A 12,666-nucleotide genomic window follows, 5' to 3' on the forward strand; every position below is an offset into this window, starting at 1 on the left:
GTCCTCGGTATTCAGGCGGCCTTGCCATCGTCGTGGATGAAGGCCTTGTAAGCAAGATGCGGGATCAGCAGGTGCAAAGGCATTCTAAGCCAGTGGCTGCGTGCATAGAGGATCTGCCGGCGCGCGCGACGCCACGGCGAATCGCTGCTCGGGTGCAGCGGATACATCGACGCGTCTATCAGGTGGTCGGTCAGCGCACCGGCCGGTCGGGCTGCCAGGCGCGTGCGGCATTCGGTCGCGACCGCATCGGGAATGTCGGTGCCGAAGATCCGCTGCGCGAAACGCAGCGCCAGCAGCACCGGATACTCGAGCTGCTGCGCGCGTGCGCGCGGCAGCAGCGCGGCCCAGAAGCCGGCTTCCGGCGAAAACTCGACCAGCAGGCAGTGCAGGTCGTAGAGGTCGCGCAAGCCCTTCTGCAATTCGCCGAAGAACAGGTGGCAGGCCGAGTGCATCACCATGTCGACCGGCGACAGCACGCGGAACACGTCCGGGCAGTGCGGCACGACGACTGGACGCGCGTCGGCGATCAGCTGTGCCGCGTCGGGGATGTGGCCGGAGGTCGGCGGCACGATGGTGTGGTGCAGATCGATCACGGTGCCGCGCGTCATGTGCTCGATCGGCGGCAGTTCGTGCATCCACTCCCGGTAATAGCGCTGGTCGTAGGAATTCAGGTGGGTCGGGCGCCAGCCGCTGCGGAACAGCGCGCCTTCGGCCCGATCGATGACCTCCTTGGCCACCATCAGGTCGATGTCGTTGAACAGGCGCGAACGCCCTGCGTGCAGACCGGCGACTGCGTATGCGGCCCCCTTGAGCAGCAGCACAGGCTGGTCGAGCGACTGCAGCGCGTCGCCGATCACCGCCAGTTCCTGCAGCAGCGAATCGCGGTGCAGTGCGGCGATGCGCAGCGCGGCATCGAGATGGAAGCGCACCTGCGATGGCGTACTTTCGAGGCGCCCGGCGTCGCGCAGCCGCTCGGCCAGTTGTCCGAGCAGATCGCTGGTGCGCGCCTGCCCGATCAGGGCTTCCCAGTCGCGCGCGTCGAAGCGTTCGGTGAATTCGGGTGTGGCGAGTGCTCTCGCCAGGTGGGTGTCCGTCTGTCGGCTCATGTTCCGGTCGGGGCGCAGCGGCCGGCGGTGCCGGCCCGCCTCAGGCGCTACGCGTGCAGATCGATTCGAGTGCCGGCACGATCTGGTCGAGCGAGCCGTAGCGCGCAGTGTAACCGTCGCAGCCATCGACCAGACGGCCCATCGCTTCGAAGCCGGTGACGCCGAGACGCGGATAGTTGAAGGAATTGCTCACCAGCTGCATGAAGGTGTGCGCCTTGCCGTGCGCTTCGATGTCCAGCGCATGACCGGCAGCGAACTGCGGAAACACGATCCAGCGCGGCTGCACCGGTGTCAGCGCTGCCTCGACGCTGGCACGCGGCGCGCGCATGTGCGCCACGGTGCCCTTGGCGGTGTCGTGCGCGATCGGGCCGATCACCGGCTGGCCCGGGAGCTGGCGGACGATGTCTATCGACTGGTTCTTCAGGCTGACCGGTCGCGGCAGCGGCATCAGCAGATCGTCGTCGAGGCCGATCATTGCCAGTTCGTCCGACAGCAGACGCCAGCCGCGCAGCGCCAGTGCCGCGCACAGCGTGCTTTTGCCCGAACCGGGTGGAGCGGCCATGATGAGGCCGAGTCCGTCGCGTTCGAGCACGGCGGCGTGGATGATGAGGTAGTGCTGGGCGTGGTTGGTGAACACCCAGTTCAGGCCCCATTCGAGCATGGCGACCGCCTGATTGCCGGGCAGTGGCTTGAAAGGCTGCGTGCCCTCGAAGCGGAAGATGGCCTGCGGACGCACATAGCGACGCAGTCCGCTGCTGCGTACCTCGACCGGGTAATCGCAGAAATCGTCGTCTGCCGCCACCGGATAGTCGGCGTAGAGCGCCTGCAGTCCGTCCGCGACCGAATCGAAGTTGGAGCGGATGCCTGCGACGAAACGGCCGAGCTGCAGCCGCAGTCCGTGCTGGCTGTGCAGCCGTCTACGCAGTTCCGCTGGCGTCAGGGTGGAGAGAGGTGGGCGGTGGGACACGAGTGCTTCAGTCTGCTGCGCGCAAGATGCCATGTCGAGCGAGCGCGTCCAGCAGTTCGAGGAGCGGCAGGTCGTCATCGGCCGGCCACAGCCCGGCGAGCGCATCGGTATCGGCCGCTCCGGCCTTCAACCGCGCGACGATGGCGCCGGCAGTGCGCGTGAGCATCGTCGTGGTCGTGGTTCTCGCGTTGTAAAGCACTGACCCGTCGGGCCAGTTCACTACCGACATGGCCTCGGGTGTTACCAGAGACCACAGCACCCTGTTCATTTGTCGATCAGTGGTTCTGGCCTTCGCACCACACGCCGGACTTGTAAACATCGACCTTCGTGATGAAGGCTTCGAGGGCGCTCACGCCACCACTGAAAGCGGTCTGGAAGGCGGCGATCACCGCCTCTGGCGACTGCATGCCAATGACCGGGTAGCGGTTTCCGTAGTACTGCGCATTGAGCAGCGCCGCCACGGCGTGGAAGGCGCAGGTCTGCATGTTGTTGATCTTGTTGGTCGGGCACCAGCCGCCGCTCATGGTCTTGTCGTAGATCACGCCGGTCTTGTCGATGCCGTCGCGCAGCGTTTCGTTCTTCGACGGCTTGAAGAAGGCTACGCCGAACACGCTGTTGAAGTACTGACCTTGCGCATAGATGAAAGGGATGAGGTCCGGGTTTTCCCAGATCTTCTTGCCGTTCTTGTTGCCCCAGAAGCCCGGGCTGCAGCCGCAGGGGCGGGGTGTGCCTTCACGCGACAGATTGCCGGAGGCGATTTCCGAGCCGGTGCAGGTGCCCCAGGTGCTGGTGCCGAAAGCGGAACGGCTCGCCACCGACAGCAGCACACCGGCGCCCGCTGCACCGCCGCGGGTCAGACGCCGCCGTGCGGCATCCACTTGCTCGGTCTGCGGGGTGGGGGTTGCGTCGGTCTGACTGTTCTTGTCGAGCTCATTCATTTGATTTCACCGATAAGGCACGTTGCCGCGGATGTTAGCGCGCTTGTCCATGCTGGCGCGCCGACTTGATCACGGCGGCCTGAGGATGCGCAGCTTGCGTCAGGCGATCGTTGGATAGCCGATGACTAGCAAGAAGCGGACCGCTTGTGATTTTTCCATGCAAGTGAATGATTGAGCGTGTGTTTTCAGATTTTTTCAATCATTCCGCCGGGGCTTGTCGGGGGGACTGTAAATTTCGCCGACGGCCGCTGCCGGGCGGCCTGCAAGGCCTGCCCGGCAGCGGGTCGGACGCGCAGCAGCGCTGCGTCAGCGGCGTACCGGCGGCAGGTCGGTACAGCTGCCTTCGGCCACTTCCGCTGCGAGGCCGATCGACTCGCCCAGCGTCGGGTGCGGGTGGATGGTGTGGCCGATGTCGACCGCGTCCGCGCCCATCTCGATGGCCAGTGCCACCTCGCCTATCATGTCGCCGGCCGACGTGCCGACGATGCCGCCACCGACGATACGGTGGGTTTCCGCGTCGAAGATGAGCTTGGTGAAGCCTTCGTCACGGCCGTTGGCGATCGCCCGTCCGCTGGCCGCCCACGGGAATTTGCCGACGGTCACCTTGCGGCCCTGGGCCTTCGCTTCGTCCTCGGTCAGGCCGACCCAGGCGACTTCCGGGTCGGTATACGCGACCGACGGAATCACCGTGGCGTCGAAGTGGCGCTTGTGGCCGGCGATCACTTCCGCCGCGACGTGACCTTCGTGCACCGCCTTGTGCGCCAGCATGGGCTGACCGACGATGTCGCCGATGGCGTGGATGTGGGCGACGTTGCTGCGCATCTGGCTGTCGACCGGAACGAAACCGCGCTCGTCCACCTGCAGTCCTGCGGCCTCGGCATTCAGCTTGCGACCGTTCGGCGAGCGGCCGACCGCGACCAGCACGCGGTCGTAGGTCTGCGGTTCGGCCGGCGCCTTGGCGCCCTCGAAACTCACCCTGATGCCTTCCGCTGTTGCCTCGGCGCCGGTCACCCGGGTGTTCAGCATGACCGTGTCGAAGCGGTGGGCATTCTTCTTCTCCCACACCTTGGCGAGGTCGCGGTCGGCGCCCTGCATCAGGCCGCCGGTCATTTCGACCACGTCGATGCGGGCACCCAGCGTCGAATAGACGGTGGCCATTTCCAGCCCGATGATGCCGCCGCCTATCACCAGCATGCGCTTCGGAATGTCGGCGAGCAGCAGTGCGCCGGTCGAATCGACGACGCGCGGGTCGTCCGGCATGAAAGGCAGTTTCACCGCCTGGCTGCCGGCGGCGACGATGCAGTGGCCGAACTTCAGCACTTTCTTCTCGCCGGTTTCAGCCTTGCCGTCGCCGGTGGTCAGTGCGATCTCGACATGATTCGGATCGACGAAGCGGGCGGTGCCGCGCAGCACTTTCACCTTGCGTGCCTTGGCCATGCCGGACAGTCCGCCAGTCAGCTTGCCGACCACCTTGTCCTTCCAGCCGCGCAGTGCGTCGAGGTCCACTTCGCGCGCACCGAACTTGATGCCGTGCGCGGCCAGCGCTTCGGCCTCGTCGGCCACCGCCGCCACGTGCAGCAGGGCCTTGGACGGAATGCAGCCGACGTTCAGGCAGACGCCACCCAGCGTGGCGTAGCGTTCGACGATCACCACGTCCAGACCGAGGTCGGCGGCGCGGAAGGCGGCCGAATAGCCGCCGGGGCCGCCACCGATCACCAGTAAGGCGCAGCTTTCATCGACCTTGGCCGGTGCGCTGCCGGTGGCAGTCACCGCAGCGACGGCTGCGGCCGGTGCAGGGGGCGCCGCCGCGGGTGCAGCGGCCGGTGCTGGCACAGCTGCCGCTTCGGCTGCGCTAGCGGCTTCCATCGTCAGCACCACGCTGCCTTCGGACACGCGGTCGCCCACCTTCACCAGCAGTTCGACGATGCGGCCGGCCTGCGGCGCCGGGATGTCCATCGTGGCCTTGTCGGACTCCAGCGACATCAGCGGCGCATCGGCCTCAACCGTGTCGCCCGGCTTCACCATGATTTCGATGATGGGCACGTCCTTGAAGTCGCCGATGTCGGGGATTTTTACAGTCAGTGTGCTCATGTTCTGCTCCCTCACATCAGCACGCGACGCATGTCGGCCAGCAGCGCGGCGACATGGGCATTGAAGCGGGTGGCCGCAGCGCCGTCGATCACGCGGTGATCGGCGGTCAGCGACAGCGGCAGTATCAGGCGCGGCTGGAAGGCCGAGCCGTCCCACACCGGTTTCATCGTGCTGCGGCTGACGCCGAGGATGGCGACCTCCGGCGCATTGATGATGGGCGCGAAGCCGGTACCGCCGAGGCCACCCACGCTGGAAATCGTGAAGCAGGCGCCCTGCATTTCCGCGGCAGAGAGCTTGCCGTCGCGCGCCTTCGTCGCCAGCTCGCCGCATTCGGCCGCCAGCTGCGCCACGCCCTTCTTGTCGGCGTCGCGGATGACCGGCACCACCAGTCCGCCCGGCGTATCGGCGGCGAAACCGATGTGGCAGTACTGCTTCATGATCAGCGCCGGCTCTTCCGCCTGCAGGTCGATCGAGCTGTTGAACTCGGGGAATTTCTTCAGCGCCGAGCACACCGCCTTGATGATGAAGGCCAGCATGGTCAGCTTGACGCCGGCCTTGGCCTGTTCCGCATTGATCTGCTGGCGGAAGGCTTCGAGGTCGGTGACGTCGGCGTCCTCGTGGTAGGTGACCGCCGGAATCATGGCCCAGTTGCGCGCGAGGTTGGCCGCCGACAGCTTGCGGATGCGCGACAGCGGCTTGCGTTCGATGTCGCCGAACTTGGTGAAATCGACCTTGGGCCAGGGCAGCAGATCCAGTCCGCCTCCGCCGCCGGTCGCGGCCTGCGCGGTGGCCGGCGCCTGCAGCGCGCCCTTGACGAAGGCGTTGATGTCCTCGCGCGTGATGCGGCCTTTCGGTCCGCTGGCCTTCACGCGGGCGAGGTCGACGCCCAGTTCGCGCGCGTAGGCGCGCATCGACGGGCTGGCGTGTGCCTTCTTGCCGCCCACCAGTTCGGCGGCGATGTCGGCGGCGCTGGGCAGCGCGACCGCGCCAGCGGCCGGCGTGTAGTCGCCGCGGGCCGACTGCGTGGTCGTGGCGGGCGCGGCACCGGCGACCGCGACTGGAGCGGCGACCGGTGCGGCGGCGACTGCCGCCGTCGGAGCCGGCGTCACGGCTGCCGCAACAGGCGCCGGAGTGGGTGCAGGTGAGGGCGCTGGCGCGGCAGCGGGAGCAGCGGCGGGCGCTTCGCCCACCTCCATCGTGCCGATCACGCTGCCCTGCGACACGCGGTCGCCGACCTTGACCGTGATCTGGCCGATCACGCCGGCGTGCGGCGCCGGAATGTCCATCGTGGCCTTGTCCGATTCGAGTGACACCAGCGGCGCGTCGGCCTCGACGCGGTCGCCAGGTTTAACCATCACTTCGATAACGGGGACATCGGAGAAGTCGCCGATGTCGGGTACTTCAATATTGATCGTGCTCATTCAAGCCTCGCATTCGATGCGGTCGCGCACAGCGCGACCGGGGCGTGGGTGTTGAAGGCCGACCGCCGAACGGCGCCGACAGCTCCGGTCGCCGCGGATGAAGACCTTTCATGATCTTCATCCGCGGCGACCAGCGTGTCGGCATCGATTCGCGGTCCGCTTCTTCCGACTCAGACGTACAGCGGGTTCGGCTTGGTCACGTCCAGACCGTAGCGCGCGATGGCTTCCGCAACCTTCGCCCGGTCCAGCGCACCGTCGTCGGCCAGCGCCTTCAGCGCTGCTACCGTCACCCAGTGTCTGTCCACCTCGAAATGCGAGCGCAGTGCCTCGCGCGTGTCCGAGCGACCGAAGCCGTCGGTACCCAGAACGACGTAACGGCGCGGCACATAGGCCCGGATCTGCTCGGCGAACAGGCGCACGTAGTCGGTCGCCGCGATCACCGGACCGCGCGTGTCGCGCAGGCAGTTCTCGACATGCGAGGCGCGCGGCGTCTCCAGCGGGTTGAGCAGGTTCCAGCGTGCGCAGTCGGCGCCGTCGCGGGCCAGCTGCGTGAAGCTCGGGCAGGACCACAGATCGGCTTCGACGCCCCAGTCGTTCTTCAGCAGGTCGGCGGCAGCGATCACTTCGCGGAAGATGGTGCCGCTGCCGGTCAGCTGCACGCGCGGTCCGTTGGACGCGGCGCCGCGGCGGAACAGGTACATGCCCTTCAGGATGTCCGCTTCGGCACCATCCGGCATCGCCGGGTGCTCGTAGTTCTCGTTCATCACCGTCAGGTAATAGAACACGTCCTCCTGCTCGGCCATCATGCGGCGCAGGCCGTCCTGCACGATGACGGCGACTTCGTACGAGAAGGTCGGGTCGTAGCTGATGCAGTTCGGCACCGCGCCGGACCACAGGTGGGAATGGCCGTCCTCATGCTGCAGACCTTCGCCATTCAGCGTGGTGCGACCGGCCGTGCCGCCGACCAGGAAACCGCGCGAGCGCTGGTCGCCGGCGGCCCAGATCAGGTCGCCGATGCGCTGGAAGCCGAACATCGAATAGAAGATGTAGATCGGGATCGTTGCCACGCCGTGCACCGAGTAGGCGGTGGCGGCGGCGATCCAGTCGCTCATGCCACCGGCCTCGTTGATGCCTTCCTGCAGGATCTGGCCGGTCTTCGATTCCTTGTAGAACATCAGCTGGTCGGCGTCCTGCGGCACGTACTTCTGGCCTTCCTGGTTCCAGATGCCGATCTGCCGGAACATGCCTTCCATGCCGAAGGTGCGCGATTCGTCAGGCACGATGGGCACCACGCGCTTGCCGATGTGCGGGTCGCGCAGCAGGATGTTCATGATGCGCACGAAGGCCATCGTGGTCGACAGTTCGCGACCTTCGCCGGACGCCTTAAGCAGCGCGTCGAAGGCCGACAGCGGCGGCACTTCGAGCGGCTCGGCCTTGGAACGACGCTGCGGCAGGTAGCCGCCGAGCGCCATCCGGCGCTCGCGCATATAGGCCACTTCCTTCGAGTTCTCGTCGAACTTCAGGTAGGGCAGCGATTCCAGTTCGCTGTCCTTGATCGGCAGGTCGAAGCGGTCGCGGAATTCGCGCAGCGATTCCAGATCGACCTTCTTCTGCTGGTGAGAAATGTTCTGCGCCTCGCCCGAGCCGCCCATGCCGTAACCCTTGATGGTCTTGGCCAGGATGACGGTGGGCTGGCCGGTGTGGTTCACCGCCGAGTGGTAGGCGGCATACACCTTGTGCGGATCATGACCGCCGCGGTTCAGGCGGAAGATGTCGTCATTGCTCCAGTTGGCGACCATGGCCGCCAGTTCCGGATACTTGCCGAAGAAGTGCTCGCGCACATAGGCGCCGTCGCGCGCCTTCATGGTCTGGTATTCGCCGTCGACCACTTCCATCATGCGCTGCGCCAGCAGGCCGGTCTTGTCCTGCGCCAGCAGCGGATCCCAGTAGCTGCCCCACAGCAGCTTGATCACGTTCCAGCCCGCGCCGCGGAAATCGCCTTCCAGTTCCTGGATGATCTTGCCGTTGCCGCGCACCGGGCCGTCGAGGCGCTGCAGATTGCAGTTCACGACGAAGATCAGGTTGTCGAGCTTCTCGCGGGCGGCCATCGCGATTTCGCCCAGCGTCTCCGGCTCGTCGGTCTCGCCGTCACCGATGAAGCACCACACCTTGCGGCCTTCGGTGTTGGCGATGCCGCGGTCCTGCAGGTACTTCATGAAGCGGGCCTGGTAGATGGCCTGCAGCGGGCCCAGACCCATCGACACCGTCGGGAACTGCCAGAAGTCCGGCATCAGCCACGGATGCGGATAGCTCGACAGACCTTTGCCGCCGACCTCCTGGCGGAAGCTGTCGAGCTGGGCCTCGGTCAGGCGGTCCAGCATGAAGGCGCGGGCGTAGATGCCGGGGGCCGAGTGGCCCTGGAAGTAGATCAGGTCGCCGCCGTGGGTCGGGCTGGGCGCGTGCCAGAACCAGTTGAAACCGACGTCGTACAGGGTGGCGCTGGAGCCGAAGCTGGCGATGTGGCCGCCGACGTTGGTGTCCTTGTTCGCGCGCAGCACCATGGCCATCGCATTCCAGCGGATGTAGCTGCGGATGCGGTGTTCGATCTCGTAATCACCGGGGGCCTGCACCTGCTTGCCGGCCGGTATGGTGTTTACATAGGCGGTGGTGGCCGAGTACGGAATGTTGATGCCGGCGCGCCGCGACAGCTCGGTCAGCCGCTCGATCAGGTAATGCGCACGCTGCTCGCCGGCGTGTTCGATCACGCCTTCCAGCGCGTCGAGCCATTCCTGGGTTTCGACGGCGTCCGGGTCGGAAGCGAGCAGGGGATTGGGTAGTGCAGACATCCAGGCTTTCTCCTCTTTTTTGATCGAGCCGTTCGATCAGATGCACCGCCGATGCACAACCCGGTCGGGGCATGGAGCCCGCCCGGGGTCGTCAGCGTGCCGGGCGAAGAGAAGCTCGTCCGAGGCGCCTGTCCGTCTGCGCATGGGTGATGCAAGTGTCGACAGCTCTGAAGCGGCAGCGGGTAGCTGCCATGGCAGCGTCGAACGCAGGGATCGCCCGCGTCGACGTGTCGCAATTATGGACACCCCCCGGACTTGCCGCCAGTGGTGGAAAACCGAAATCCGGTCGTCAGGCCGCAAAAAAGCGGGCAACTCCGGGGCCGGAGTGCCCGCAACCGAGGAGATCGTCTGGTCTTGTACAAGACCCGGATGGCGTACGACGGGTGAGGGATCGCCTCACCCGGATCGCGCGTCAGCCGTGCTGTATGTAGGCCACGTGGGTTTCCGTGTACTCGTACAGCCCGTGCTTGCCGTCGGCACCGCCTATGCCCGACTTGCGGCGGCCGGCGTGGAAACCCTGCATCGCCTCGAAGTTCTCGCGATTGACATAGGTTTCGCCGAACTGCAGGTCGCGGATCGCGCGCATTGCAGCATTCAGATCGCGCGTATAGACCGACGAGGTCAGGCCGTAGTCCGACGCGTTGGCGTGGGCCACCGCCTCGTCCAGATCGTCGACCAGCTGCACCGGCAGCACCGGGCCGAAGATTTCCTTGCGCATGATGTCCATGTCGGCGTGGCAGTTGATCAGCACGGTGGGTTCGTAGTGATAGCCGGACGCGCGGTCGGCGATCTGGCCGCCGAGCACGCACTGGGCGCCGTCGCGCTTCGCCTGTTCGACCATGGCGGCGACCTTGTCCAGGCCTTCCTTGTTCACCAGCGGGCCCATGTCGATGCTCTGGTCGGCGATCGGGTCGCCGTAGCGGGTCGCCGCCATCTTCGCGGTGAGCTTGGTGATGAACTCGTCGGCCACTGCGCGCTGCACGTAGATGCGCTCGGCGCAGTTGCACACCTGTCCGGTGTTGATGACGCGCGAGGCGGTGATCGCGGTCGAGGCGAGATCGAGGTCGGCGTCGGCCAGCACGATGGCCGGCGCTTTGCCGCCCAGTTCCAGATTGACGCGGGTCAGGTTGCGGCCCGCCGCCTGCATGATGCGGCTGCCGGTCTCCACGCTGCCGGTGAAGCTCACCATGTCGATGGCACGGCTGCCGGTCAGCGCGGCGCCGGTGGTTTCACCGCGGCCGCCGACCAGATTGAACACGCCGCGCGGCAGTTCGGCGGCATGTACCAGCTTGGCGAACAGGAAGGCGTTGAGCGGTGTTTCCTCGCTCGGCTTGATCACGATGGTGTTGCCGGTGACCAGCGCCGGCGCCATCTTGCGGGCGATCAGGAAGAGCGGGAAGTTCCACGGCAGCACGCCGGCAACCACGCCGACCGGCTTGCGCAGCAGGAATATGCTTTCGCCCGGGCGGTCGCTGGTGAGCACCTCGCCTTCGATGCGGCGTGCCCATTCCGCCATGTAGTCGAGGTAGTCGGCAGTGAAGTCGACCTCGACTCGCGCCAGGCCCAGCGTCTTGCCCTGTTCGAGCGTCAGCAGGCGCGCCATCTCCTCGCGCACGCCGCGCAGGCCTTCGGCCACCTTGCGCAGATGTGCGGCGCGCTGGATGGCCGGCAGCTTCGCCCACTGCGGCTGTGCCGCACGGGCGGCGGCGATCGCTCGCTCGACCGCGGCGACGCCGGCTTCCGGCACCGTGTCGAGCAAGGCGTGCGTGGCCGGATTGAACACCTCGATGCGGGTGGCGACGTCGGCCTCGTCGAAGCGACCGTCGATGTAATTGTGATGGGTACTCATTGCAGCTTCTCCTTGGGACGGAAATCAGGCGGCACGCGTCATGCGTTTGCCGAAGGACTCGGACAGGTAGCCGAAGGTGAGGCCGGCGACCCAGGTGAGGCCGACGAACAGCGCCTTCTCGAAGGTGTCGCCGGTGGCGCCGAAATAGGTGGCCGCGCCGAGGAAGGCGGCCGGCGTGTACGAGAGGGCGGCGACGTCGGCCATCGCCACCAGCACGAAGGCCAGCACCGCGACCAGCAGCGCCAGCGCCGGCAGGCTGCCGCCGGCCAGCGCGACCAGCCACATCGTGCCGGCCGTCAGCACGACGCCAGCCAGCGCAGCGAAAGCCGACTTGCCGAGCGCCTGACTGCCGCCGCCGGCGGCGAAGAAAGTGGCCCAGGCGACGAAGCCTATCCACGGGTTCAGCTGCAGGTTCGGCATGCCGATGCTCAGGCAGACCCACAGTGCGACCAGCAGCGCGATGCTCAGTGCGAGTGCGTGCAGCAGTTTCATTTGATGCCTCCTTGAGTGAGGCTGGAGGCGCGCCGCGGCACGCCTCCAGCCGGGACTTACCAGACGTAGGCGTACTTGATGTTGATGCTGTTGTTGACCGGCCGGTTCTCGCCCTCGATGCCGTGCGAGTAGCGCAGCGCAATCGACTGGTTGCCGTAGTAATGGAACATCACGCCGAGCGAACCATCGAAGCCCCACGAGTCATCGGCGCCGTTGCGGCCGCTGATGCGCTCGTAGTCGACACCGGCAAACGGCTCCAGCCAGTCGTTCACGCGGTAGCCGAAGCGGTTGTTGGTGTGCCACAGCATGCCCGGGCGATTGCCATCGTCGCGCCGGCTCTGCGCGACGAAGCCCAGGTCGCCGGTCCAGCCGATGCGCTCGGTCAGCGGCACGTACCACAGCAGACTGGACAGGTTCTTCCAGTTGGTGTCGCTGACGTCCTTGTCGCCGATCGGGATCTGCAGGAAGGTCTGGAAACCCAGCGTCGAACCGGGCGTCGGCTTGTACCAGATCGCCGCGCCGGTGATGGTGTCGCCGAAGCCGCTGATGTGACGCGCGTCAGGATCGACGGCGTCGCGGTTGCGGATGCCCACCGTCGGCTGGATCACCTCGAAGGCCAGCCCGATGTTGCGGTTCGACTCGGGCGTCCAGAAGCGCACGTACTTCGACAGGCCGATGATCTTCTGCGCGCTGTTGCCGCGCTGACGATCGCCGTCGCTGTCGAACAGCCGGCTGTCGCGCTGCACGGTGGCGTATTGCACGAACACGTTGAACGGCTGGTCGAAGCCGACCGGCAGGTCGTACTCGTGCGGACCGATCACGTCGAAGGTGGTCTGTGCGCTGGCGCTGCCGGACAGCAGCGCCAGTGCGATACCGGCGGCGGAGACGACAGCCTTTGCGGCGCGGATGGGAGTGTTTGCAGCAGTGCTCATGAGGGTATGTCCTTGTTATGGTGT

General features: G+C 66.4%; 10 protein-coding genes. All 10 read right to left on the minus strand.

Annotation, left to right across the window (positions count from 1 at the left end; genetic code table 11):
* Positions 1 to 11: 11 nt before the first annotated feature.
* A complete protein-coding gene (locus tag METRZ18153_RS0104095) occupies positions 12 to 1,106 on the minus strand; it encodes a nucleotidyltransferase domain-containing protein (RefSeq protein WP_020163529.1) in 1,095 nt (364 codons plus the stop codon).
* A 40-nt stretch (positions 1,107 to 1,146) separates the two neighbouring features.
* The gene (locus METRZ18153_RS0104100) at positions 1,147 to 2,073 is read right to left on the minus strand and encodes an HprK-related kinase A (protein ID WP_020163530.1); all 927 of its coding nucleotides are present in this window, start codon (positions 2,071 to 2,073) and stop codon (positions 1,147 to 1,149) included.
* A gap of 7 nt (positions 2,074 to 2,080) precedes the next feature.
* On the minus strand, positions 2,081 to 2,341 hold the full coding sequence (locus tag METRZ18153_RS0104105) for an HPr-rel-A system PqqD family peptide chaperone (protein ID WP_020163531.1): 261 nt from the start codon (positions 2,339 to 2,341) through the stop codon (positions 2,081 to 2,083).
* A 7-nt stretch (positions 2,342 to 2,348) separates the two neighbouring features.
* The gene (locus METRZ18153_RS0104110; RefSeq protein WP_020163532.1) at positions 2,349 to 3,011 is read right to left on the minus strand and encodes a hypothetical protein; all 663 of its coding nucleotides are present in this window, start codon (positions 3,009 to 3,011) and stop codon (positions 2,349 to 2,351) included.
* A 306-nt stretch (positions 3,012 to 3,317) separates the two neighbouring features.
* Complete coding sequence (gene lpdA, locus METRZ18153_RS0104115) at positions 3,318 to 5,102, minus strand: dihydrolipoyl dehydrogenase (RefSeq protein WP_020163533.1); 1,785 nt, start codon at positions 5,100 to 5,102, stop codon at positions 3,318 to 3,320.
* 11 nt (positions 5,103 to 5,113) lie between these two features.
* Complete coding sequence (gene aceF / locus METRZ18153_RS0104120; RefSeq protein ID WP_020163534.1) at positions 5,114 to 6,523, minus strand: dihydrolipoyllysine-residue acetyltransferase; 1,410 nt, start codon at positions 6,521 to 6,523, stop codon at positions 5,114 to 5,116.
* Between the two features lie 170 nt (positions 6,524 to 6,693).
* Entirely contained in the window at positions 6,694 to 9,369 is a 2,676-nt protein-coding gene (gene aceE, locus METRZ18153_RS0104125; RefSeq protein WP_020163535.1) for a pyruvate dehydrogenase (acetyl-transferring), homodimeric type, read from the minus strand.
* A gap of 412 nt (positions 9,370 to 9,781) precedes the next feature.
* On the minus strand, positions 9,782 to 11,218 hold the full coding sequence (gene aldA, locus METRZ18153_RS0104130; protein WP_020163536.1) for an aldehyde dehydrogenase: 1,437 nt from the start codon (positions 11,216 to 11,218) through the stop codon (positions 9,782 to 9,784).
* A gap of 24 nt (positions 11,219 to 11,242) precedes the next feature.
* Entirely contained in the window at positions 11,243 to 11,710 is a 468-nt protein-coding gene (locus tag METRZ18153_RS0104135) for a DUF1097 domain-containing protein (RefSeq protein WP_018230257.1), read from the minus strand.
* 56 nt (positions 11,711 to 11,766) lie between these two features.
* Positions 11,767 to 12,642 carry a transporter gene (locus METRZ18153_RS0104140; protein WP_020163537.1) on the minus strand — a complete coding sequence of 292 codons (876 nt, stop codon included), beginning with the start codon at positions 12,640 to 12,642 and terminating at the stop codon, positions 11,767 to 11,769.
* Positions 12,643 to 12,666: the final 24 nt, after the last annotated feature.

This window comes from Methyloversatilis discipulorum (assembly GCF_000385375.1).
GTDB classification, from domain to species: Bacteria; Pseudomonadota; Gammaproteobacteria; order Burkholderiales; family Rhodocyclaceae; genus Methyloversatilis; species Methyloversatilis discipulorum_A.